This is a genomic window from Paludibacterium flexuosum (assembly GCF_037076605.1).
In the GTDB taxonomy this organism is placed as follows: Bacteria; Pseudomonadota; Gammaproteobacteria; order Burkholderiales; family Chromobacteriaceae; genus Paludibacterium.
The window spans coordinates 472,232-494,519 of the sequence record NZ_AP029060.1 but is presented as its reverse complement, the minus strand read 5'-3'; the positions used below and the strand labels follow the sequence as shown (position 1 = coordinate 494,519).

Here is a 22,288-nt window from a genome sequence, read left to right as displayed (position 1 = left end):
CAGACATGACCTTGTTGCGCCTGCGCCCTCTGCTGATTTGCCTTCTCTGCTGCCTGCCACTGGCCGCCTGCGCCGATCCCGATGCCTTGTGGCGCATCGTTCACGAGCAATGTGTGCCGAGTCAGCAGCAGGGTCAGCAACCCCCGGCCCCCTGCGACAACGTCGACCTGAGCCGGGGCGAAGCACAGGGCACCGCCTTGCTGAAGGACCGGCATGGCTGGCTGCAATACCTGCTGTTGCCCACGGCCAGAGTCAGCGGCATCGAGTCCCCCTGGCTACTGAACGACAGCGCCCCCAATTACTTTGCCGCAGCCTGGCAGGCGCGCAGCGCCATGGCTCGCCGTCGCGGCCAGGCCATCGACCGCACGGACGTCGCCCTCACCGTCAATTCCCGGCCGGGACGCAGCCAGAATCAGCTGCACATCCATATTTCCTGCGTCAGCCTGGCCCTCAAGCATCGTCTGGCGGAGTTGGCACCCTCGCTGGGTACGGCATGGCAACCCCTGCCGGGCGGACTGAATGGTCATGCCTATCAGGTCCGCCTACTGCATGACGCCACACTGAGCACACTCAATCCCTTCAAGGTGCTGGCTGCGTCGCTGCCCGGTGCGCCGCAAAGCATGGCCGAGCAGACGCTGGCGGCTGTCGGCGCCCGCTTTGCCGATGGCTCGGAAGGGTTTTATCTGCTGACCGACAAAGCAGACCTGCTGCATGGCGACTTTGCTTCGTCGGAGGGCGATGTCCAGGATCACGATTGCCAGGTGTTACGTCAGCCATGAACCAGAATCTGATGTCTTTCCGGCTGGCGACGCCAGCCCAGCGCCAGGAAGCCCAGGCGTTTTATGATCTCTGCGGCTATGCCGGCACCGAGATTGCCCCCCATGACCGGGTTCTGCTGGCCAGGCGCGGTGATCAGCTGGTAGGGATTGTACGGCTGTGCCCGGAGGCAGGTTTTTGCTGTCTGCGCGGCATGCAGGTCCTGCCGGACTACCGACGCCTCGGTATTGGCTCGCAACTATTGGGGCATCTGCTGCCGCTGATCGGCGACGAACCCTGTCTGTCGCTGCCGTTCCGGCATCTGGAACGTTTTTATGGCCAGATTGGCCTGCAGCGGCTGGCGCTGGCCGATTTGCCGGGGGTGCTGCAGCAACGCATGCAGGCGTACCAGACGCTGGGTATTGACGTGATTGCCATGGGGCGAGGCTGGCCCCCCGTCGGGGCCTGATCACCCGACCAGTCGCCAGTTTTGGCGTTCGACGCCACGATGCGGTCGTTATCACTCTGACGGCATAGCCGCGACGACCACATTATGAGCAAATCATTCCGCTGCCGTCTCCTGGCGCTCTGTTGGTGCGCTTTCACGACGGCCGCCCTGGCCAGCCCCCAGCCTGACGATCGTCTGGACGGCGTTCTGTCCGTTCAGCACCCACTCTCGGCAAGCGAATTGCACCGGCAACCCCGGATCACCCCCTTGCCGTTCGACAAACCCACGTTTACCTATTTGCGCTGCCATTATCGCCAGAGCAATGACCCCAACCACCCGGAAAGTGCCTATCTGTGGGCGCGCGACCCGGCTTCGGGAGACTACTTCCGCCTGCAGGGCGTCTGGCGTGCCGGCGGCATTCTGCCCTGGCGCAGCATGTTTTACAGCGATGCCACGCAAGCCAGTCTGCGCGAAGTCTGCCGGCAGACCCTGCGTGACCAGGCAGGGGGCCGCGAACCGGTCATGGTCTCGGCGGCCAATAATGCCCTCTCCTACAACCACACCATCTGGTCGCTGGCCAGCATCGACCCATCGGCCGGCCTGGAAAGGCTGATAGCCTTTGGTGACAGCCTGTCGGACACGCAGAACATGTATGCCATGTCTCAGTGGCGGCTGCCGCAAAACCAAACCTGGTTTCTCGGGCGGTTCAGCAATGACCGGGTCTGGGTGGAACGGCTGGCGGAGCGCTTGTCTTTACCGCATTACAACTGGGCTATCGGCGGTGCCGCGGGAGATCGCAAGGTCGTGTTGCCCGGCTTGCGCCAGCAGGTGGCCTCCTGGCAGGAGTACGCCCGGGCTGATCCGGCCTACCGGCCGGAACGCAGCCTGTTTACCTTGTGGATTGGCGGCAACGATCTGATCAACTACGGACGGACACCCGAGCAGGTGATTGGGGATCTGGACAGCGCCCTGAGCCAGCTGATTGCCCAGGGCGCACGTCATTTGCTGGTCCTGAATCTGCCGGATCTGGCGCAGACTCCGCTGGCCCGGGCGGGCAACCAGAGTCAGCAACTGGGACGCCAGGTCGACACCTTCAACCGCTTGTTGGCGGCCTTGCTGGAAACACTGCGCCAGCGTCACGGCAGTTCACTGCAGTTACATCTGTTTGATGCGCATGCGCTGTTCGACGATGTGATTGCCCGGCCACAGCAGTACCAGGTCGAGAATGTCCGTGACAACTGCCTGGCGATTCAGCCCGACAGCAAGCTGCCCTATTTCGGGCATTACACCCCGAGTCCGGCATGCCGCAACGCCGACCGCTACCTGTTCTGGGACCCGCTGCACCCGACGGCACATACCCATCAGGTGCTGGCAGATCGCGTCGCCGCCCTGCTGCAGGCAGCTACCAGGTCATGACGTCATCACGATGCGTGACATGACGCAGGATCGGGTAGCGCGGCTCCCAGATATGGGCACGAATCGTCGGCTCGATGCGATCCAGTGTCATGTCACCGTCCAGCAGGCCCTCATGGAAGGCGCGCAGGCCGACGGCCAGTGCCACACAGTAAGAAACACGGCGCAGGTCGCTGACCGGCGGCAGCAGGTTGGCACGCGGGTTGGCGCGTGCCGGCGAGATGGCAGCCAGCGCCTTGGCGGCGGCCATGAACAGACTGTCGGGGATGGTCTGGATTTTCAGCGCCACGGCCGCCAGGCCGACGCCGGGGAAGATGTAGGAATTATTGGTCTGGTCGATCTTGAAGGCACGGCCATCCCGCTCCACCGGCTCGAACGGACTGCCGGTGCCAATAATGGCGTGACCGGCTGTCCAGGCCAGCAGATCAGCTGGCCGGGCTTCGCTGTTGGCAGTCGGGTTGGACAAAGGAAAGATCACCGGCTGCGCGACATGACGTGCCATCTCGCGGACGACGGCTTCGCTGAAACCACCGCGCTGCCCGGAAACGCCGATCAGAACCGTCGGGTGGGCATGCCGCATGACATCGAGCAGGCTGTACTGGCCATGCTCTGCCGGCCCCCAGTCAGCGACGGCAGCCGCAGGCTGGACGAAACGCTGCTGGAAGGATTCCAGACCACTGGATGAGGGCAAGCCCTCGACCAGCAGGCCATGGCGGTCGACCAGCCAGAAGCGGCGATCGGCCTCTTCCGGGGTCAGGCCGGCCTCGACCAGGGCACGGTGAATCAGCGCAGCAATGCCGCAGCCGGCGGAACCGGCCCCCAGTACGGCAATGCGCTGTTCGGTCAGCGGCACGCCAGTGACATTGATGGCGGCCAGCAGTGTGCCGGTGGCGACGGCTGCGGTGCCCTGAATATCATCGTTGAAGGTACACAGTTGCTCGCGATAGCGCCCGAGCAGACGGTTGGCATTGTGTTTGGCGAAGTCTTCCCACTGCAGCAGCACATGGGGCCAGCGCTCGCGCACGGCACTGACGAACTCCTCGATGAAGGCATCGTATTCGGCGCCGCGTACGCGCTGGTGGCGCCAGCCGACATAGAGCGGATCCGCCAGACAATCCGCATTGTCGGTACCGACATCCAGCATGATCGGCAAGGTCGTGCGCGGATTCAGTCCGCTGCAGGCGACGTACAGTGCCAGCTTGCCAATCGGGATGCCCATGCCGCCCGCCCCCTGATCGCCCAGACCAAGGATGCGCTCGCCGTCGGTCACCACAATGGCCTCGACGGCATCGAAATGCGGATGGGACAGGATCTGGCGAATCAGATGCTTGTGCGGATAGCTGAGAAACAGGCCACGCGGACGGCGATACAGATGACTGAAGCGCTGGCAGCCGGCGCCGACGGTCGGGGTATAGATCAGCGGCAGCATCTCTTCGATGTTTTGCGTCAGCAAGGCGTAAAACAGCGTTTCGTTGCTGTCCTGCAAATCGCGCAGCATCACATAGCGGTCCAGGTCGCTGTCCAGCGCACGCAAGGCCTGCAGGCGACGGGCCACCTGCTCTTCCAGCGTCTGGATCGAGGGCGGCAGAAAACCATGCAGATGCAGCTCGTCACGTTCGGCCTCGGTAAAGGCCGTGCCCTTGTTCAGCAGCGGGTTGGACAGGACGTCGAATTCCCGCAGATCGGTTTCAATACTGAGTGGTTCGGCGTAGCGGATGCGATCGTCGGACTGGTGGGTAGCGCGCATGCTGACTCTTTCTCGGGAGGATAGCCGCTATTTTCCGGCAAACAGCGGCCCCGCCCCATGCGAATTTTGCATGGGGTCACACAAGAAAATCATTGCGGAACAATCAGCGCAGGAACAACCACAGGGTCAGCAAGCCCCCCACCAGCACGACAAAGCCGCGCAGCCACTTTTCCGGTAAACGGTGCATCAGCCAGGAGCCCAGCACGCCACCGCCGATCCCGCCAAGGCCAAGCGCCAGCGCGGCTTGCCAGTTGATCAGGGGGGAAAAGGCGAAAATGACCACGGCGGAAGCATTCATGGTCATGGCCAGGGCGTTCTTGGTGGCAGTGGCGGTCCTGACCGCCTGTCCGGCCACCGTGAGGGCCGCCAGCATCAGAATACCGATGCCGCCGCCGAAGTAGCCGCCATACAGCGCAATCCCGCCCTGGATGGCCAGCAAGGCCCCATAGGGAATCTGGGCCACGCCGACCGGGCCCGGCTTGCGCAGAAAGCTGCCCCAGAAAAACACGCCGGTGGCAAACAACACCAGCCAGGGCACCAGACGTGTAAACACACTGACCGGCGTAGACAGCAACAGGCAGGCGCCAAACACCCCGCCGGCCAGGCTGAGCCAGAACAGGGTACGAAAGCGCAGCGGCCCCACCCCCTCAACCAGCTTGCGTCCGGCAACGGCAGAGGTGATCTGGCTGGGAAACAGGGCGATGGTGGAGGTCATATTGGCGGCCAGGGGATTGAGGCCGGCCAGCAACAGGGCCGGGAAGGTGATGAATGACCCGCCCCCTGCCAGAACGTTCTGGGTTCCGGCATACAAACCCGCCAGGGCAATCAGCAAAAGGGTTGACCAGCTCAGGGGAACGGCAGTCATGTTGGCTTTCGGTTTTAACAAGAGTAAATAATTTACGACAATTGATATATCATATAAAGCCGTGCCTGACCGACCGGCCTCCGAACGCTGACTACCCCGACACCATCATGATCCGTTTTCGCCAGATTGAAGCTTTTCGCCATCTGATCATCACCGGCACTGGAACGGCTGCAGCCAAGCGCATGCAGATCACCCAGCCGGCCATCAGCCGATTGATTTCCGACCTGGAGGAAGACCTGGGCTTCTCTCTGTTCCGCCGCGAAAAGGGACGGCTGGAGCCGACGGTGGCCGGGCTGCGTTTTTATCGGGCAGTGGAAGAGAACTTTCTTGGACTGGAGCGACTCAAGCAGGTGGCCGACTCGATCCGCAGCGAGGCCTCGGAGAGCCTGAGCATTACCTGCCTGCCGGTCCTGTCGACCACCCTGCTGCCACTGGTGCTGCAGTTGTTCCGGCAAAGCCATCCGGAGGTGGTGGTCAAGGTAGATCCCTGCAGTCTGGGTGAGATCATGGCGCGCCTGCAGGACATGAAGACCGATGTCGCGCTGTCGCTGGAGTTTGCCGAGATTGCCGGTATCGAGATTGAACAGATTTTCGAGGCGCGCATGATGTGCGCCATGCCGGAAAATCATCCGCTGGCAGAAAAGACGCGGATTACGCCGCAGGATCTCGAAGGTCAGAACGTGATCGGCTGGCTGCCCAAAGGCTCGCTGTCCTTCGGGGCCGAGCGTTCGATTTTTGAAAATGCCGGCGTGCAGCCGCATTACACCATCGAAACCAACAATTCTCATACCCGTTACGCCATGGTCGCCAACGGGATGGGCGTTTCGATTGTCGAACCCTTTGCCTATAGCGTCTGGAAAGCCCACGGTGTGACCATCCGGCCCTTCGAACCGGCCCCCAGCTACGGCTATGTACTGGCCTACCCGCGCGCCAGCCTGCGCTCCGAGATCACCGAGGCCTTCCGCCAGGCCGTGCTGGAAGTGGTCAAGGGATTCAATTTCAACGTTAGCCCCTGAAAAGAGGATGCCACATGTCGTCAGACAGCCAGATCGTTACCGCCCGGATCAACCCGGCCGAAGGCCAACCCGCGGATAGCGACCTTTTACTGTCGGCGCTCGAGACCGGCAAAGTATTGCATGTACCCAGCATGCCTTTCGAGACCACGCCTGAAGAGCGACAAATGCTGGATCCGGTCCATGCAGTCAAAGGCCGCAAGAACATCAGCCTGCCCCCGCAGGCCGGACAGCTGATCGGCGTCGACCCGGCCAGTGCCGCCCATGACATCCTGCACGGCCTGGTGGCGCGTTACGCCCGCTCGGCGCGTCAGTGGATTGATCTGCTGTTTCCGGCCTATGCGGCCCACCTGATTGCCGCACCGACCAGTCTGCGCCTGCACCGTGTCGAGACCCGCCACGCCTCCTGGCGCAAGGATGACAGCCGGCTGCATGTCGATGCCTTCCCCTCGAGACCCAATCACGGCGAACGCATCCTGCGCGTCTTCATGAACATCAATCCGCACGGCGAGCCGCGGGTCTGGCGTGTGGGCGAAGCGTTTACGCCCATGGCGCAGCGCTTCCTGCCGCGCCTGCCCGTGCAATGGCCTGGCTCTGCCTGGCTGCAGCACCGCCTGGGCATTACCAAGCGTTATCGCACACGCTACGACCACATCATGCTGAACCTGCACGATGCCATGAAGGCCGACCTGGCCTATCAGGCCGAGTGCCCGCAGGAAACCATCGCCTTTGCGCCCGGGGCTGGCTGGATCTGCTTTTCGGATCATGCCTCGCATGCCGTCATGTCCGGCCAGTTCATGCTGGAGCAGACCTTCTTCCTCAAGCCGGAGCACATGGCCGACCCGCAGCAGGCACCGCTGGCCATGCTGGAAAAGCTGACCGGACGTACGCTGCGCTAAACCCTGAAGCGCCTGATGGTCTCGTGCATGTGCAGCGTCAGCTTGTCCAGGGTGGTGGCCATTTGATGGGTATCGTGCGCCACGACGCTGTTATCGCTGGTCATGGCGGCGATGCGCTCGATCTGTTGCTTGATGGCCAGGCTGACTTCTCCCTGTTCCCGTATGGCGGCACTGATATGGGTCGCCATGCGCACGGCCTCCTCGCTGCCCTGCTGGATATTGCCGATGGTGCTGGTTACCTGTGAGGCGCGTTCGACACCGCGATCAACCAGCGTCACGGCTTCGTCGGTGCTGGTCACCGCCTCGCTGGCACTGTCCTGCATGGCCTTGATGGTCTGGGCAATCTGATTGGTCGAGGAGGTGGTGCGCTCGGCCAGCTTGCGCACCTCGTCGGCCACCACGGCAAACCCCCGCCCGGCCTCCCCGGCACGCGCCGCCTCAATCGCCGCATTCAAGGCCAGCAGGTTGGTCTGTTCGGCGATTTCACTAATCACCTGCGCCACCCCGCCGATCTGCTGACTGCTGTCCACCAGACCATGGATGCATTCGGCGACACTTTTCACCGAACGCGAAATCTCGTGAATGTCACTCACCGTGCTCTCGATCACCACCCGCCCCTGCTGCGCCAGCTCGCCGCTTCGGGCCGACACAGTCGCCGCCTCCTGCGACTGATCGGCGACATAGGCGATGGCATTGGCCATCTGCTCGACATTGGTCGCCATGGCCGAAGCCGCTTCATTTTGCGCCGCACAGCGGGTAGACACCTTGCCGGAGTCCTGGCTCAGCCCCTGCACCATGCAAGCCACTTCACCAATATCGTGATTCAGCGCTTTCATGCTCTGCTGCAGCATCTCGAGCAGACGGTTGAAGGCCTGGATGGTCTGGCCGATTTCATCCTGACGTCCATGCTGAATGCGACGCGAGAAGTCCAGATGATCAATGACTTCGACGACCGTCTTGCGCATGGCCGCCAGCGGCAGCACGGCGGCTCGATACAGCCAGACCATCATCAAAAGGAAGATCGCCAGTACGGTGGCAACGCCGATGACGACACCGGCCTTGACCTCGTTCGCCACCCGAATCATCTCGTCCTGTGTCGAGGCGTATTGCTGGATGGACTGCTTGTTCAAGGCTTCCAGCTGACTGGTCATGGCATCAATGCGAACGTCAAAACCACTGCCGGGTTGTTTCATCATGGCATCGCCAGCCGCCTTGCCCTGCTTGAGGTAGGCATTGGCCATCTGCACACCGCTGTCATGCAAGGCATTCGCCTTGCTCTTGAGCTGGGCAATCTGATCGGCCGAGGAGGGATTGGCTTGCCGGGCCTGGTCCAGCGCCTGCTGCAACAAATCCAGATTGGTTTGAGCCTCTTTGAAGCTGTCGCTGTCACCCGTCAGGCTGGCATCGTTGAGGAATTGCTGAATCTGCACCGTGTTGTACCGCGCCATCGACAAGGCATCGGCAAAGGTATTGGCCTGGGGCAAGGATTGGCTGATCCCGCGATCCAGCGTTGACAATGACCACAGGCACCCCAGCAGCAAGACGCACAACAGCAAGGCCATGGTGCTGGCGAACACCAGCATCATGCCTTTGAAACTGAGTCCGACGCGCATGACACCCCCTGTCAATTTTTGGCGCTGCACAATTTATACTAAAGGCATATAGAAATTGTTAGGTCAGTCAAAACCAATAATCAACAAAAACCTTGGAGAAAGGCCCTGTCGCCGCGTACACACTTGATGCGCAGCGACCCACACCCCAGCGGCCAAACCTCTGCACAAGGTGCCTACGCACTCCTGCCGGAAGGACCTGGCGTTGAGCCGCGGATCCGCAGTTGACCGGCAAGGACCAGTTTGCGTCTGACCAGATCAGGTTGAGCGATTCGCGCCAGCAGCATGTCGACTGCTGTCGCGCCGATCTCGCGTACCGGCTGTTCGATCACCGTCAGCCCGCCGCCGACCAGCTCGGTCCAGATATCGTTATCGAAGCCTGCCAGCGCAACATCGGCCGGAATGGCAAGCCCCATCTGACGCAAACTGCGCAAGGTGTCGAGCAGCAGCAGGCCATTGCTGGCCAGCACTGCCTCGGGACGCTCCTCGCAGTGCATCAGGCCGGCCAGAACAGGCGCCGACCCCGCGCCACGTACAAAATGGGCCATCGGTGACAAGCCATGACGACGCATGGCGGCCTCATAACCAGCACAGCGCTCGGCCCCCGTGACGCTGAGGCTGCCAAACAGACCGAGAATGCGGCGATACCCCCGTTCGATCAGGTGCTCAGTCAGGTCACCGGCTGCACGGTGATTATCCAGGACCACGACATCCGCCAGCCCATCCGGCGCCTCACGGTCAATCATGACAATCGGGAAATCATGCTGCTGTGACCGAAAGCTGCGTGCCGTCACCCCCGTTGGCGCAAAGATCACGCCAGACACCCTTTCTTCAGCCATCAGTCGCAAATACATCGCCTCTCTTGCCCTGTCCTCATCGGCATTACAAAGAATGACTCGCTGGCCATGGCGATAGGCGACGTCCTCTACCGCTCGACTCACGGCGGTGAAGAAGGGGTTAAGAATGTCGGCAACGATCAGCCCGATGATGCCGCTCTGGCTTGATCGCAAGCGCCGGGCACTCAGGTTGGGGTGGTAGCCGAGCGCGCTGACCGCATCCATCACCCGCTGACGCAACGCCTGGCTGACCGGACCATTCCCCAGCGCCCGCGACACCGTGGCGACCGAGACACCGGCCAGGACGGCCACATCCTTGATCTTGACACTCATCCGCTCTCCCGCTGGCGCTGCTGCTCTCTGCACCGCTACGCACTAGCAAATTTTCAAATTCAATGACAAACGGCCACGCCATCCACCTGGCGTTGCCCCGGTTAAATGCAATCGTTTTCAATGCGTACACCCCGACCACCAAGGACACCCCGCCGATGCACAACACAAGGATAAACAGCTGCACACCCACGCCATACCAAGACACAAGCGACAAAAAGAAAGCATCGACTGACAGGCCGACACGATGACCGATCGTGTCCTGACAGGCCGCTGGCCAAGGCCTGGTGAAAACGTTCGCACACCGGCACAGGCCCAAACCCGCTGAGTCCCCATCCGCCACGCATTGTCTGCGCTGTCGGACAAAAGCGCACTTCGGCGCAGCACGCCGAAGCGCACCCCACCCACTCTGGAGAGTCCATGTACCATTTATTGCTCGTTCTGCATCAAACCGACCCCATGCCTGAGACCGCCACGGTCGCCAAGGCATTGCAAAGCGCTGCCACCGCCTTTCCCTGCCGCCTGACCACATGCTATGCCGGTGACGCGCGCCCCCCTCTCCCTGACGCCCATTTCGACGGTATCCTGCTGGTGGGCGACCCCATTGCGTTGCCATACGCCTCGACGCCCGTCCACCCGTTGAGTCTGCAAGCCGCACAGGCTGACCCGGATGGTGCCTGGCGCACCTTGCTGGCAAAGCTGTCACCGGCACAGATGCCGCTGTTCATCGTGGCCATCACGTCCTGCACGGGAGGGGTGACGCATACGTTCATGGCGGCCGAGGGGCTGGAGATGGCGGCAGAGCAGATGGGGCACCGCATCAAGGTGGAGACCCAGGGGCAGGTAGGTTTGCGCAACACCTTGACCGAACAGGAGATCGCCGATGCCGATCTGGTCATCATCGCTGCAGACACCCAGGTGATGCTGCACCGGTTTGTCGGCAAGCGGGTGTACCGCACCGCCAGCGGCCAGGCCATCCGCGACGGCAAAAGCGTGATCGAGAAGGCCATCCGCGAGGCAACGCGACTGCCAGAGGGACCAACCGGCTCGGCGCAGCCGGTCACGGGAGGCAGGCTCGGTCATGCCGGCCCCTATGAGCACCTGATGACCGGGGTGTCTTTCATGTTGCCGCTGGTGGTCGCGGGGGGCTTGATCATTGCGCTGGCCTTTGCCCTGGGCGGCATCTTCGTCGGCGACACCAGCCCGCCGGGCAGCCTGTCCTGGGCGTTGTTCCAGATTGGCGCCAAAGCGGCCTTCCCCTTGATGGTGCCGGTGCTGGCAGGCTATATCGCCTACTCGATCGCCGATCGGCCCGGCATTGCACCGGGGCTGGTGGGGGGCATGGTCGCCGTCAACATGAATGCCGGCTTTCTCGGCGGCATCGCGGCCGGCTTCATTGCCGGTTATGGCACGGCCTGGCTGACGCGGCATCTGCGCTTGCCGCGCCATCTGAACGGGCTGGTGCCGATCATCCTGCTGCCACTACTGGGCACCCTGCTGACCGGATTGCTGATGACACTGGTGGTGGGTTCGCCCATGGCCTTCATCATGCAACAGCTGTCGGCATGGCTGAGCGGACTGCATGGCTCGAGCGCCCTGCTGTTCGGGGCACTGATCGGTTTGATGATGGCTTTCGACATGGGGGGACCGGTCAACAAGGCAGCCTATGGCTTTGCCACGGCCTTGCTGAGCGCCAAGGTCTGCGGCCCGATGGCAGCGGTCATGGCGGCCGGCATGACACCGCCGCTGGGGGTGGCGCTGGCCACCTGGTGGTTCGGCAGCCGCTTCAGCGAACAGGAAAGACAGGCGGGCAAGGCGACGGCCATCCTCGGCATGGCATTCATGACCGAGGGGGCCATTCCCTATGCGGCCCGCGACCCGCTGCGGGTCATTCCGGCGCTGATGATAGGCTCGGCCGTCACCGGGGCGCTGACCATTCTGCAGGGTATCGAGCAATGTGTGCCGCACGGCGGCATTTTCATCCTGCCTTTCCGGCAGATGATGTCTCAGCCCTGGCTGTTTTGCCTGAATGTGGCCATTGGCAGCATCGTCACTGCCCTGACCCTGCGCCTGCTCAAACAGCCGGCAACCTGAATGTCCCTCATTGCAGGCCGGCGTCGGCGTTCTGAGCCAGCCAGGCACGACAGGCTGCCGCCAGGGCATCGGACAGCCGGAAGACGGTGGTCAGGCAGGCACTCATCGCCGCGACATCCTGTGCGGCCGCCAGCTCTTCCAGCTCATAGAGCAGATCAGCATAGGCCGGATTGAGATAAAGGGCGGCACTGCCCATGCGATGGGCAGTCTGCCCGAGTGCCTCATAGTCTTCTGCCTGCCAGGCTTGTTTCAGCCTGGCCATGTCCTCCGCATCGCAATCCAGATAGCGCGCCACCAGCGCGCGCACATCCGCCAGATTCCCCTCGAACAGGCTCAGCAACTGCTCGACCTCGATGACCGGCTGGGCCTGCTCTGCGGGATCGGCGGTCGGTGGTGCAGTATCGGCTGTCGCTTCAGGCACCAGACCGAAGCGTTGCAATGCGGCACGCAGGGTATCGAGGCTGACTGGCTTGGTCAGATAGTCGGCCATGCCCGCCTGTCGCCCTGCTTCGAAATCAGAGGGGAAGGCATGCGCAGACAAGGCGATGACCGGCACATCGGCCAGTTTCTCTTCGGCATGAATGCGTCGGGTGAGTTCGAAACCATCCATGTCGGGCATGGAGATGTCGGTCAGCACCAGGGCCACATCACCAGCCTGACGCAGTTGTGCCAGCGCCTCGGGCCCCGAGCTGGCAAAGCGGGCCTCGACCCCCAGCGTGCGAAACTGAGCGCGCAGCGTGGCCTGATTGATGGGATGGTCTTCGACCACCCAGACTTCCCCCGTGCGGTAGTGCTCAATGCCGGCGGCCCGGGCGCCATCCTGCACCGGGGAAAATTCGGCTGCGGCCGCTTGCTCGCAGGGCAGACGCACGCTAAAGCGACTGCCCTCGCCCGGACGGCTGTCAACCGTGACCGAGCCTCCCGCCTGATCCAGCAATTGTTTGATGATGGCCAGCCCCAGGCCACTGCCGCCGTAATGTCGCACGGTCGAGGCATCCGCCTGGGAGAAGGGCTGGAACAAGCGCGAGATCTGCTCGTCGGTCATGCCGATGCCGCTGTCTTCGACATCAAGCTGCAGCCAGCCCTGCTGATAATCGATCCGGACGCTCACCACCCCCTCCGCAGTGAACTTGACCGCATTACTGAGCAGATTGCCGAGAATTTGCCGCAAGCGGTAAGGATCGAGTGAAAGCGTCAGATCCGGCGCTGACGGCCCCTGCCGCAGACACCGGACCGGCTTGCCGGCCACCTGGATGGCCGCCCGCTGTGACTCCAGCAGTTCGTCCACCAGTTCGCGAATGCACACCGGTTCATGGACAAATTCAACTTTGCCGGTCTGCAGGCGGGTGAACACCAGCACATCACTGATCACATGCAGCAACACACTGCTGGAACGCTTGATCAGGGACAGCGACTCACGCTGGGAGGGACTGAGCGGCTCATGCTCGAGCAATTCGAGCATGGCCATCACCCCATTGAGCGGGGTTCGGATCTCGTGACTCATGACCGCCAGGAACAGCGAACGGGCCTGACTCGCCTGCTCGGCTTCTTCCTTGGCGATCTGCAGCGAGGCATTGCTGTCACGCAGAGCTTGCTGGTAGTGCAACACCGCCGACAGAGCCTCCTCCGTCGGCCGCAGCATCAGCCGGCGCAAGGTCAGGTAAAACCAGATCAAGGCCAGCAAGGCCAGCAGCCAGACCAGCGCATGCGGCACCAGCTCGCGCCACTCGACCCCCGGTTCGTCCTTGCGCGACGGGGAATAGAGCAACACCCAGGGAAGCTGACTGAGCGCGTGCTTGAGCAACAGCTTGCCATCCCGCCGCACGGTTTCGGTCAGGCCAGACTGATGGGTCGCGGTCAACCCCTGCCAGCGCCCCAGCTCACTCCCCTCGGAGGCATACAAGGTCTGCTGCCCTGACTGCAGGGCAAACCAGCCTTTGCCGGCAAACAGCAAATCCAGATGGGCCAGCGGGATCGTCTGCACCAGCACTTCGGAACGGCCTTCGGCCTGGATGCCGATATAGGCCGCAACACAATCGCAGACCTGGTTGTCTGCGCGACGAAAGACCGTCCACTGGGTTTTGCCGGGCGGCAAGGGCGGCAACTGACGCACCCAGGACTGCATGCTGAGCAGAAACCGATGCTCCTGCGCTGCGGGATAAGTGGCGACATAGCCCCCGGCACGGTCCACCAGCGTCAGAGATCCTTGCCAGGTGAGTACTTTGATCTTGCCGTAGGCCTGATAAAGCACATTGCCGACATGGGGTAAATCCAGCGGCATGCCGGGCTTGTGCCACACCACGCCGAGAGCGCTTTGATTGCCCCCGGGCAGCGCCATGCCGATGGCCTCGATACCGCCCTCGGTGGCATAACGTGACACGGGCTCCAGGCGGGGATTGGAAAACGGGTGACTGGCAATGCGCCGCAAATAGACATCAATCAGGGCACTCTCGTAATCGAGCGTTTCCTGAACCGGCATCAGACGATCCAGCGCTTCGCCATGCACCATCTGCACGCGGGCCTGGAAGCTGGCATACACCACCAGGGTCACGGCCAGCGAAGCAAGCACGAGCATGACGGCACCACCGCGGCGCAGCAGTCGCGCCGCGCGTGCCAGCGAACCGGGGTCAAAATCAGCCGATTGGCTCATCGAGACGGCAGATCAGTCAGCGGCGCGGCATCATTGACGCCCAGCTCACCGGCCAGGCGGAACAACTCGGCGTCGCTCTGAATATTCAACTTGCGGAACGCTGTCTGCTTCTGCGTGCTGACGGTCTTGATACTGCGATTCAGCCGCGCCGATATTTCGCTGACACTCTGCCCGGCCAGCAGCAGACGTACCACCACCATTTCTCGCGGCGACAGGCTGAGAAATGCCTGCTCGAATCCGGAGGCCCGGCGCACCTCGCCCTGCAATGCCGGATCGATGTAGATACCGCCCTTGGCCACATTGCGAATCGCTTCACGCAAAGGGTCCCCGGACTGTGTCTTGCGCATGAAGCCATGAGCCCCGGCTTCGATGCAGCGGCTGGCCAGTGCCGCCGATGCCGTACCCGAGAACACCAGCAGACGGGTCTCGGGAAAAACCCGTGCCAAATACTGAATCAGCCCGATGCCGTCGAGTTCTCCGGGCATGGAGTAATCCAGAATCACCAGATCGCAGCGTTGCTCACGCAACAGCTTGATCAACTCGGGGCCCGAAGCCGGCTCACCCAGAATATTGAACTCCGGGTCGCTGCGAAGCACGGTTTTGAGCGCCAGCGACACCAGGGGATGATCATCACAAATAACAGTGTTTATCAGCATTTTCTTTCCCATGATGAACGATGATCATCCATCGTTGATAACCTGATTCTGATTGTTTTTTTCAGCATAATAGTCCAATTATGCCGTCAAGATTTCAGACAAAACATGATCGAATAATAGGAAATTCTGATAATAGCCATGAAAATCTACTCAGATTCAGTCATCCAAATCTTACATGAGTGCTCGGCTGCCGCGCTGGCCACCCATGCAGCCAACCTGCCCGGATTTCCTTATGCCAGCTCGCTCTCGTATGTGCCGGATGTCGACCACTGTCCCTTGTTCCTCATCAGCCGGCTGGCGGAACACACCCGCAACCTGATGGCCGACCCGCGCGCCAGCCTGCTGATCCAGACCCCCAGCGCGGAGGGGCCGGAAACAGCCGCTCGTCTGACACTGATCGGCGAGGTCAGACCGGTTGACGACACCGCGGCACGGCGCGCGCGCTATGTGCGCTATTTGCCGGCGGCTGCGGATTATCTGACGCTGGGAGACTTTACCTTCTTCCGTTTCCAGCCGCAGCGGGCCCGGCTGGTGGCTGGTTTTGGTCGCATGGGCTGGCTGGAACAGGCACAGTGGGACGACATGCCGACATTGCAGGCCGCAGAAGAAGCACAACTGCTGGCCAGTCTGCCGGCAGAAAGCGACGTGTTGGGCATTGATTGCTTCGGTGTGGACCGGCGCTTGCAAGGTGTGCGCCAGCGCCTGGCCTTCGGCCAGACACTGGCGTTCGAGCAGATTCCCGCTCAGCTGGTACAACTCGGACTGCGGATCTGACCCTTTCCGCTCAGTGCTGCGGCTGCAGCAGGATCTGGGCACGCAGGTCGCGCGCCACGGCATGGACCAGCTGGCGCAACTGCGGATAACGCTCTGGTGCCAGAACCGGCGGATTGTCTTTCAGCACCAGCAGCCGGCGCACCTGGACCGACTGGCCGACGTGCAGATACTCGGCACGATAGTCCCCCAGAGGAGACGTCATGTGCACCGGGCGCGGCAAAGCCAGCACACCCACGCCAGGGGGCAATTGCAACGTCAGGGTTTCCTGGAAATAGCCATTGTCCAGCATGGTGGGGGTACGACGGCTGGGCTGGGTACCGCCGGAATCAACGAAGGCAGACAGGCCGAGCACATTATCGGCCCCGCTGGGCAAAACCACGGCGGTCGGGCCACTCAGGTCGACATACTCCGGCAGGGTAAATTCGGACTGATAGCCAAACGGCTTGTCCAGCGCATACAGCGGATCGAGCCGCAGCGTGCCACTGCCTTGCAGTCCGCGATTGGCCAGCAGGTGACCGGCGGCTTCGGCCTCCATGCCCGGGGTGATGCCGGACAAGGCCGAGCGGGCCAGGAAGTCATACACCCCGCTGTGGCGGATCTTGCTGGCGCCCTTGAGACTGCCGTCCGGCAGCAGGGCAAATTGCGTATCGACCAGCACCCGGTCATGCGCCGGATTCAGGATCGGCAGGGTCATCAGCCGCGGCTGGCCGCTGCCGTCATCCATGACCAGCGCTGTCTTGCCGGCCTCGGTATCCGGCAAGGTGCCGAACGGTGCCAGTTGCGCCGTGGTATCGACAAACAGGTCCCATTGCGGCAGGTAGTTGATGGCGTGATTGAATGCCCCGGTGGGCACAGCCACACGTGACAACCACCAGCTTTGATCGGCATTGATCAGCACGGCACTGCTCTTGATGCCGCGAGCCGTCAGCAGCGCCTGATACAGGGTGACATGGTCCTTGCAGTCGCCGTAGAGTGCGCGCGCCACCGTTTCGGCATCGTGCGGCACCACGCCGCCGGCGCCAAAATAGATCGCCACATAGCGGATATTGTTGCTGACCCAGCGATACAGCGCTTCGGCCTGGGCGCGCGGATCGCTGATGCCGCGCGTAATGTCTGCGGCCAGTTGACGGATATAGGGCGTAACGGCCGCCTTGGGGTCGGCGCGCTGCGCATAGGCGCGCGCCAGCGCCTCGTAGCCCGAAAGCGTCGACAGGGCGACGCGCGGGCTGTAATCGACCTCACTGATGGCATCACTCTCCGGCGCCTGTGCCGCGTTGCGGCCGGCCTGCCAGTGCCAGCTGCGGTAACCGGCACGGATCGGCGCCACCTCACCTCCCTGCACGCCAATGGCCTCCACCTGCAGCTTCATGCTCGCCGGCAGGTGTACATACAGATCCGAGGACTCGCGGTCTTCGTTGAGCGAGTAATACTCCTGCAGCGCAAATACCCCGGGAAACAGCGGCTGACGCACCAGGCGGCGGAACTGGACATGTACCCTGGCGCCGGGCGACAAGGCGGGAAAAACGACATTCATCACCTTGGAGTCGTCAAACATCGGCGCACCGGCACTCTCGCTGCTCTGCTGCAGCAGGATGCCCTCCTTGCCGACACGGATTTTTTTACCCTCAGGCGTCAGGGTATAGGCATTGATCACCTGGACCGATTGCAGGGAAGAACTAAACTGAATCGGGTACTGCCCGAGCACATCCACACCCGCCTGGGTATTGACGCGCAACTCCTCCGTCACGTCTTCACGGTAGCTGCCGTCAGCCTTGACGTCGTAAACCGCGACCGACTTGAGTACCGTATACGAAGGCGTATAGCCCTCGGTGACGGCCGGAGCCAGCGGCACGGCGGCCATGGCCAGCGCAGGGAATATCAGGAATGCGAGCAAGAAGAAACGATGACGAACCATGCCTACCCCAAAATGACATCCATTGAAGCGCCGACCGGGACCCGGCGTCCGACGCAGTGAATATTACGAATTGATCTTTGCATTGAACCAACCATTCTATAGCATGACAAACCCGTAGCGTTTTCCATTATGGCCCATTAGACCATGCAAATAGACACCCAACTCTGGCCAGAATTCATCAAGGCCGTCCGCAAAGAAGTGGTTCCGGCACTGGGCTGCACTGAACCCATCTCGCTGGCCCTGGCGGCAGCCATCGCGCGCGAGCATCTGGGCGCGCCCCCGCAACGCATTGATGCGGCCGTCTCACCCAACCTGATGAAGAACGGCATGGGGGTCACTGTCCCCGGCACCGGCATGGTCGGCATGCCGATTGCCGCGGCCGTGGGCGCCCTGGCAGGAGACCCGCACGCCGGGCTGGAAGTGCTGAAGAACCTGCAGCCACAGGATGTCGCCGAAGCGCGCGCCATGCTGGATCAGGGGCTGGTGCGCATCAGCGTGGCACCGGTCGACAATGTGCTGTATTCAGAGGCGCGCCTGCAGGCCGACGATCACTGGGTGCGGGTGGCGATCGCCGATGCGCACACCCGGGTCGTACTGATTGAAAAGGATGGCCAGACGCTGTTCACCCTGCCGCCGACACCGGCCAACAGCAAGAGCGACAGCTACTCGCTCGCCGGGGCCAGTGCGCGTGCGGTGTTCGAGTTTGCCACCCTCGCCCCGCTGGAGGACATCCGCTTCATCGCCCAGGCCGGCGAGCTGAACACCGCCCTGTCAGATGAGGGACTGAAGGGTGAGTACGGCCTGGCCATCGGCGCCTCCCTGCAGCGCAATATCGAGCGCGGCATTCTGGCCGACGATCTGCTGACCAGGGTACTCAAGCGCACCACGGCCGCATCGGATGCCCGCATGGGCGGTGCCATGGCGCCGGCGATGAGCAACTCCGGCTCGGGTAATCAGGGCATTGCCGCCTCCATGCCGGTGGTGGTGGTGGCCGACCACCTGGAGGTCAGCGAGGAGCAGCGCATCCGCGCCCTGATGCTGTCCAACCTGATGGCCATCTATATCAAGAGCTACCAGCACAAGCTGTCTGCCCTGTGCGCGGTCACCACCGCGGCCATGGGCTCGGCGGCCGGCATGGCCTGGCTGCTGGGCGGAGATGTCGAAACGGTCGGCCGGGCCATTTGCAACATGATTGGTGACGTGGCCGGCATGATCTGCGATGGTGCCAACAATGGCTGTGCCATGAAGGTGTCCTCTTCGGTCGGCGCCGCGGTCAAGGCGGTCTTGCTGGCGCTGGACGGCATCCGTGTCGGCGGCAGCGACGGCATCGTATCGGAAGATGTCGACCAGACGATTCGCAATCTGGCATCGCTGGTCAATCAGGGCATGGTGGAAACCGATCAGCAGATCCTCCGGATCATGCTGAGCAAGGACTGAGTCATGCCCCTGACCGTGACGGTGCTGGTCGAAAACCGGTCACTGCGTGACGACCTGCTGGCCGGACGCGGTCTCTCGCTGCACCTGCAGGCGGACGAACACAGCGTGCTGTTCGACACGGGCCCGGATGAACGGCTGATTACCAATGCCGAGCGACTGGGCATCGACCTGAGCCGGGTCAGTACCATCGTGCTGTCGCACGGCCATTACGACCATAGTGGCGGTCTGCCGGCGCTGGCTGCCTGGTTTGCCCGGCGCAGCCTGCGCCCGCAACTGGTGGCACATCCCGCCGCCTTCCTGTCACGTGGCATCCTGCTGCCCCTGAGGCGCCGTGCTCAGCCCTGGCGCCAACTCGGGTCCCCGATGGATCAGACGGCGCTGGCCAAACACTTTACCCTCACCCTGAGCGATACCCCGCTCCCCTTGCCCGGTCGCCTGTGCTTTCTGGGACAGGTACCACGCCGAACCGGCATCCCCGGCGGCAAGTCGCTCGGCGCCAAACTGACTACGCAAGGCTGGCGTCGCGACGAGGTCGCCGACGATTCCGGGCTGGTCTGGCAGGGTGATGACGGGCTGGTGGTGTTGAGCGGCTGCGCGCATGCCGGCATCTGCAACCTGACCGAGCAGGCGCGCCAGGTGGGCGGCGTGTCTCAGCCGGTGCAGGCGGTACTGGGCGGTTTTCATCTGCGCAGCAGCGGACCCGGGGATTTGTGGCAGGTGCGGGGGTATTTCCGCCAACTGGGGGCGGCGCGGGTGGGGGCCTGTCACTGCAGCGGCTGGGGGCGCCACTGGCTGCCGGGTCAGAGCGACATCAGCACGGGCAGCCAATTACAGTTTCAGTGAGCCCCCGTGGGAAAAAAAGGATTCAGCGCGCCAGGATTTCGATCATCACATCCTTGATCAGAAAACCGAACACACCGACACCCAGCACCAAAAACAGCATGGCTGTGCCGAAGCGGCCCGCGCCGGACTTCTTGCCAAGATCCCAGATGATGAAGCCCATGAAGACCATCAGAACGGTGAGGCAGCCATACATGCTGAGATTGGTGAATTCCTGTTCCGACATGCTTGCTCCGGGTGATTTAAAAAACGCAATGCAATATTAATCAAAGACTTGCCAAAAAGAAAGAGCCACCTTGCGGTGGCTCCTGGCCTGCTTACTTGTTCAGGTGCCGGTGGTGGGCGGCAATCCGCATGCGCAGGGCATTGAGACGAATGAAGCCGGCAGCATCAGCATGATTGTAGGCGCCGCCATCCTCATCGAAGGTGGCAATGCGCGCATCGAACAGCGAGTCGGAGGAGTCGCGGCCGACGACATAGACAGCGCCCTTATAGAGTTTGAGACGTACCCAGCCATTCACCGAGGCCTGCGAGGCATCGATCATCTGCTGCATCATCTTGCGCTCGGGCGACCACCAGTAGCCGGTGTAGATGAGGTTGGCGTACTTCGGCATCAGCTCGTCCTTGAGGTGCGCCACTTCCCGATCCAGGGTGATCGACTCGATGGCCCGATGCGCCTTGAGCATGATGGTGCCGCCCGGGGTTTCATAGCAGCCGCGCGACTTCATGCCGACATAGCGGTTTTCCACCAGATCCAGCCGGCCGATACCGTGCTTGTTGCCCAGCCGGTTCAGCTCGGTCAGCACGGCGGCCGGGCTCATGGCGTGGCCATTGATGGCCACGATGTCGCCGCCGGCGAACTCCAGCTCGACGTACTCTGCCTCGTTGGGTGCATTTTCCGGACTGGTGGTCCACAGCCACATCGACTCTTCCGGCTCTTTGGACGGATCTTCCAGGATCGCGCCCTCATAAGAGATGTGCAGCAGGTTGGCATCCATCGAATACGGGCTGCCGCCATTGCGTTTATTGGAAATGTCGATGCCATTGGCCTCGGCATAGTTGAGCAGCTTCTCCCGCGACAGCAGGTCCCATTCACGCCACGGCGCAATCACCTTGACGTCGGGCTTGAGGGCGTAATAGCCCAGCTCGAAGCGCACCTGATCGTTACCCTTGCCGGTGCAACCATGGGAGACGGCATCGGCGCCGACCCGGTTGGCGATTTCGATCTGGCGCTTGGCGATCAGCGGCCGGGCGATGGAGGTGCCGAGCAGGTATTCACCTTCGTAGATGGCATTGGCGCGGAACATCGGGAACACGAAGTCGCGCACGAACTCTTCGCGCAGATCATCGATATAGATGTTTTCCGGCTTGATGCCGAGCGAAATGGCCTTGCGCCGGGCCGGTTCGACTTCTTCGCCCTGGCCGATGTCGGCGGTAAAAGTCACCACCTCGCATTGATAGGTGTCCTGCAGCCATTTGAGGATAACCGAGGTATCCAGACCGCCAGAATAAGCCAGAACTACTTTATTGATATCCGACATGATTCATTCCCCACATTTGCAAAAGTCGTACGCAACCATCACGGAAACACCGTGAGTCAATCCATCACTTGGCGCCACATGGGCGCATCAGGGGCAGGGTTGGTTAGCGGCTTCGTCGCAAAGTCTGGGCAAGAGCGCCGGTGGCGAGATTGGACTGGACGTTGGAGAGAACCTGGCCCAGCCGCGCCACATTGGACAGAAGCCGGCCATATCGTCGCTCGCGGACCAGTCGTCGCACGAAGAGACCACGGATCTCTTCATGGGGCTGGCTGCTGTGCGATGGATATTTGATGGTTTCCGTCATGGTTACTCTCTAAAAAGATGCCATTACGCGCATCGGGTAATACGCGCAACGGCTCACAAGTACACGCTGGTCTCAAGTCATTCATGTCGCAAGGTTCCCGACAAGGCCAGAAACGTACAGATTTGCGACACGTCTTTATATGTATCGGAATTTTTACCGT

The 22,288-nt window shown here is 62.1% G+C and carries 19 protein-coding genes; 9 read left to right on the top strand and 10 right to left on the bottom strand.

What is annotated here, in order from left to right:
- Nucleotides 1-5: 5 nt before the first annotated feature.
- From AACH39_RS02355 to AACH39_RS02345, 3 genes are all read left to right on the top strand, one after another.
- A complete protein-coding gene (locus AACH39_RS02355) occupies nucleotides 6-779 on the top strand; it encodes a CDP-diacylglycerol diphosphatase (RefSeq protein WP_338620805.1) in 774 nt (257 codons plus the stop codon).
- Nucleotides 776-1,225, top strand: a complete 450-nt coding sequence (locus AACH39_RS02350; RefSeq protein ID WP_215776121.1) for a GNAT family N-acetyltransferase — start codon at nucleotides 776-778, stop codon at nucleotides 1,223-1,225. The genes AACH39_RS02355 and AACH39_RS02350 overlap by 4 nt, the downstream gene beginning before the upstream one ends.
- A gap of 84 nt (nucleotides 1,226-1,309) precedes the next feature.
- Nucleotides 1,310-2,620 (top strand): SGNH/GDSL hydrolase family protein, encoded by a 1,311-nt coding sequence (locus AACH39_RS02345; RefSeq protein WP_215776124.1) that lies wholly within the window; start codon nucleotides 1,310-1,312, stop codon nucleotides 2,618-2,620.
- On the opposite strand, the gene AACH39_RS02340 is transcribed toward AACH39_RS02345, so the two are convergent.
- Nucleotides 2,607-4,364: an NAD-dependent malic enzyme gene (locus AACH39_RS02340; RefSeq protein WP_215776127.1), complete on the bottom strand. Its 1,758-nt coding sequence runs from the start codon at nucleotides 4,362-4,364 to the stop codon at nucleotides 2,607-2,609. The two genes, AACH39_RS02345 and AACH39_RS02340, sit on opposite strands and share 14 nt — an antisense overlap.
- Before the next feature lie 103 nt (nucleotides 4,365-4,467).
- Nucleotides 4,468-5,229 (bottom strand): sulfite exporter TauE/SafE family protein, encoded by a 762-nt coding sequence (locus AACH39_RS02335; protein ID WP_215776129.1) that lies wholly within the window; start codon nucleotides 5,227-5,229, stop codon nucleotides 4,468-4,470.
- A 107-nt stretch (nucleotides 5,230-5,336) separates the two neighbouring features.
- Between AACH39_RS02335 and AACH39_RS02330 the strand changes: the two genes are divergently transcribed.
- The gene (locus AACH39_RS02330) at nucleotides 5,337-6,245 is read left to right on the top strand and encodes a LysR substrate-binding domain-containing protein (protein WP_215776131.1); all 909 of its coding nucleotides are present in this window, start codon (nucleotides 5,337-5,339) and stop codon (nucleotides 6,243-6,245) included.
- A 14-nt stretch (nucleotides 6,246-6,259) separates the two neighbouring features.
- Nucleotides 6,260-7,141 (top strand): Kdo hydroxylase family protein, encoded by an 882-nt coding sequence (locus AACH39_RS02325; RefSeq protein WP_215776133.1) that lies wholly within the window; start codon nucleotides 6,260-6,262, stop codon nucleotides 7,139-7,141.
- On the opposite strand, the gene AACH39_RS02320 is transcribed toward AACH39_RS02325, so the two are convergent.
- Nucleotides 7,138-8,754, bottom strand: coding sequence for a methyl-accepting chemotaxis protein (locus tag AACH39_RS02320; protein ID WP_215776135.1), 1,617 nt, complete (start codon nucleotides 8,752-8,754; stop codon nucleotides 7,138-7,140). The two genes, AACH39_RS02325 and AACH39_RS02320, sit on opposite strands and share 4 nt — an antisense overlap.
- Nucleotides 8,755-8,927: 173 nt before the next feature.
- Complete coding sequence (locus AACH39_RS02315) at nucleotides 8,928-9,920, bottom strand: LacI family DNA-binding transcriptional regulator (RefSeq protein WP_215776136.1); 993 nt, start codon at nucleotides 9,918-9,920, stop codon at nucleotides 8,928-8,930.
- 417 nt (nucleotides 9,921-10,337) lie between these two features.
- Between AACH39_RS02315 and AACH39_RS02310 the strand changes: the two genes are divergently transcribed.
- On the top strand, nucleotides 10,338-12,011 hold the full coding sequence (locus AACH39_RS02310; protein WP_252346034.1) for a fructose-specific PTS transporter subunit EIIC: 1,674 nt from the start codon (nucleotides 10,338-10,340) through the stop codon (nucleotides 12,009-12,011).
- Nucleotides 12,012-12,018: 7 nt separating this feature from the next.
- On the opposite strand, the gene AACH39_RS02305 is transcribed toward AACH39_RS02310, so the two are convergent.
- Both AACH39_RS02305 and AACH39_RS02300 read right to left on the bottom strand, forming a co-directional pair.
- On the bottom strand, nucleotides 12,019-14,661 hold the full coding sequence (locus AACH39_RS02305) for an ATP-binding protein (protein WP_338620804.1): 2,643 nt from the start codon (nucleotides 14,659-14,661) through the stop codon (nucleotides 12,019-12,021).
- Nucleotides 14,658-15,317, bottom strand: a complete 660-nt coding sequence (locus AACH39_RS02300) for a response regulator transcription factor (protein ID WP_215776139.1) — start codon at nucleotides 15,315-15,317, stop codon at nucleotides 14,658-14,660. Before AACH39_RS02300 ends, AACH39_RS02305 begins: the two co-directional genes overlap by 4 nt.
- Nucleotides 15,318-15,455: 138 nt before the next feature.
- On the opposite strand from AACH39_RS02300, the gene AACH39_RS02295 reads away from it, so the two are divergent.
- Nucleotides 15,456-16,091, top strand: a complete 636-nt coding sequence (locus AACH39_RS02295; RefSeq protein WP_215776140.1) for a pyridoxamine 5'-phosphate oxidase family protein — start codon at nucleotides 15,456-15,458, stop codon at nucleotides 16,089-16,091.
- A gap of 10 nt (nucleotides 16,092-16,101) precedes the next feature.
- On the opposite strand, the gene AACH39_RS02290 is transcribed toward AACH39_RS02295, so the two are convergent.
- The gene (locus tag AACH39_RS02290; protein ID WP_215776143.1) at nucleotides 16,102-18,006 is read right to left on the bottom strand and encodes a DUF3857 domain-containing protein; all 1,905 of its coding nucleotides are present in this window, start codon (nucleotides 18,004-18,006) and stop codon (nucleotides 16,102-16,104) included.
- Nucleotides 18,007-18,150: 144 nt separating this feature from the next.
- On the opposite strand from AACH39_RS02290, the gene AACH39_RS02285 reads away from it, so the two are divergent.
- On the top strand, nucleotides 18,151-19,443 hold the full coding sequence (locus AACH39_RS02285) for an L-serine ammonia-lyase, iron-sulfur-dependent, subunit alpha (protein WP_338620803.1): 1,293 nt from the start codon (nucleotides 18,151-18,153) through the stop codon (nucleotides 19,441-19,443).
- 3 nt (nucleotides 19,444-19,446) lie between these two features.
- Complete coding sequence (locus tag AACH39_RS02280) at nucleotides 19,447-20,286, top strand: MBL fold metallo-hydrolase (RefSeq protein WP_338620802.1); 840 nt, start codon at nucleotides 19,447-19,449, stop codon at nucleotides 20,284-20,286.
- A gap of 22 nt (nucleotides 20,287-20,308) precedes the next feature.
- Here AACH39_RS02280 and AACH39_RS02275 read toward each other — a convergent pair whose 3' ends face one another.
- From AACH39_RS02275 to AACH39_RS02265, 3 genes are all read right to left on the bottom strand, one after another.
- Nucleotides 20,309-20,509, bottom strand: a complete 201-nt coding sequence (locus AACH39_RS02275; RefSeq protein ID WP_215776152.1) for a DUF2788 domain-containing protein — start codon at nucleotides 20,507-20,509, stop codon at nucleotides 20,309-20,311.
- Nucleotides 20,510-20,600: 91 nt separating this feature from the next.
- A complete protein-coding gene (locus tag AACH39_RS02270) occupies nucleotides 20,601-21,824 on the bottom strand; it encodes an argininosuccinate synthase (protein WP_215776156.1) in 1,224 nt (407 codons plus the stop codon).
- A 103-nt stretch (nucleotides 21,825-21,927) separates the two neighbouring features.
- Nucleotides 21,928-22,128 (bottom strand): hypothetical protein, encoded by a 201-nt coding sequence (locus AACH39_RS02265; RefSeq protein ID WP_215776159.1) that lies wholly within the window; start codon nucleotides 22,126-22,128, stop codon nucleotides 21,928-21,930.
- Nucleotides 22,129-22,288: the final 160 nt, after the last annotated feature.

Coding starts and splice junctions, on each gene's coding strand:
- AACH39_RS02355 (WP_338620805.1), top strand. CDS start 6: ATGACCTTGTTGCGCCTGCGCCCTCTGCTGATTTGCCTTCTCTGCTGC.
- AACH39_RS02350 (WP_215776121.1), top strand. CDS start 776: ATGAACCAGAATCTGATGTCTTTCCGGCTGGCGACGCCAGCCCAGCGC.
- AACH39_RS02345 (WP_215776124.1), top strand. CDS start 1,310: ATGAGCAAATCATTCCGCTGCCGTCTCCTGGCGCTCTGTTGGTGCGCT.
- AACH39_RS02340 (WP_215776127.1), bottom strand. CDS start 4,364: ATGCGCGCTACCCACCAGTCCGACGATCGCATCCGCTACGCCGAACCA.
- AACH39_RS02335 (WP_215776129.1), bottom strand. CDS start 5,229: ATGACTGCCGTTCCCCTGAGCTGGTCAACCCTTTTGCTGATTGCCCTG.
- AACH39_RS02330 (WP_215776131.1), top strand. CDS start 5,337: ATGATCCGTTTTCGCCAGATTGAAGCTTTTCGCCATCTGATCATCACC.
- AACH39_RS02325 (WP_215776133.1), top strand. CDS start 6,260: ATGTCGTCAGACAGCCAGATCGTTACCGCCCGGATCAACCCGGCCGAA.
- AACH39_RS02320 (WP_215776135.1), bottom strand. CDS start 8,754: ATGCGCGTCGGACTCAGTTTCAAAGGCATGATGCTGGTGTTCGCCAGC.
- AACH39_RS02315 (WP_215776136.1), bottom strand. CDS start 9,920: ATGAGTGTCAAGATCAAGGATGTGGCCGTCCTGGCCGGTGTCTCGGTC.
- AACH39_RS02310 (WP_252346034.1), top strand. CDS start 10,338: ATGTACCATTTATTGCTCGTTCTGCATCAAACCGACCCCATGCCTGAG.
- AACH39_RS02305 (WP_338620804.1), bottom strand. CDS start 14,661: ATGAGCCAATCGGCTGATTTTGACCCCGGTTCGCTGGCACGCGCGGCG.
- AACH39_RS02300 (WP_215776139.1), bottom strand. CDS start 15,317: ATGCTGATAAACACTGTTATTTGTGATGATCATCCCCTGGTGTCGCTG.
- AACH39_RS02295 (WP_215776140.1), top strand. CDS start 15,456: ATGAAAATCTACTCAGATTCAGTCATCCAAATCTTACATGAGTGCTCG.
- AACH39_RS02290 (WP_215776143.1), bottom strand. CDS start 18,006: ATGGTTCGTCATCGTTTCTTCTTGCTCGCATTCCTGATATTCCCTGCG.
- AACH39_RS02285 (WP_338620803.1), top strand. CDS start 18,151: ATGCAAATAGACACCCAACTCTGGCCAGAATTCATCAAGGCCGTCCGC.
- AACH39_RS02280 (WP_338620802.1), top strand. CDS start 19,447: ATGCCCCTGACCGTGACGGTGCTGGTCGAAAACCGGTCACTGCGTGAC.
- AACH39_RS02275 (WP_215776152.1), bottom strand. CDS start 20,509: ATGTCGGAACAGGAATTCACCAATCTCAGCATGTATGGCTGCCTCACC.
- AACH39_RS02270 (WP_215776156.1), bottom strand. CDS start 21,824: ATGTCGGATATCAATAAAGTAGTTCTGGCTTATTCTGGCGGTCTGGAT.
- AACH39_RS02265 (WP_215776159.1), bottom strand. CDS start 22,128: ATGACGGAAACCATCAAATATCCATCGCACAGCAGCCAGCCCCATGAA.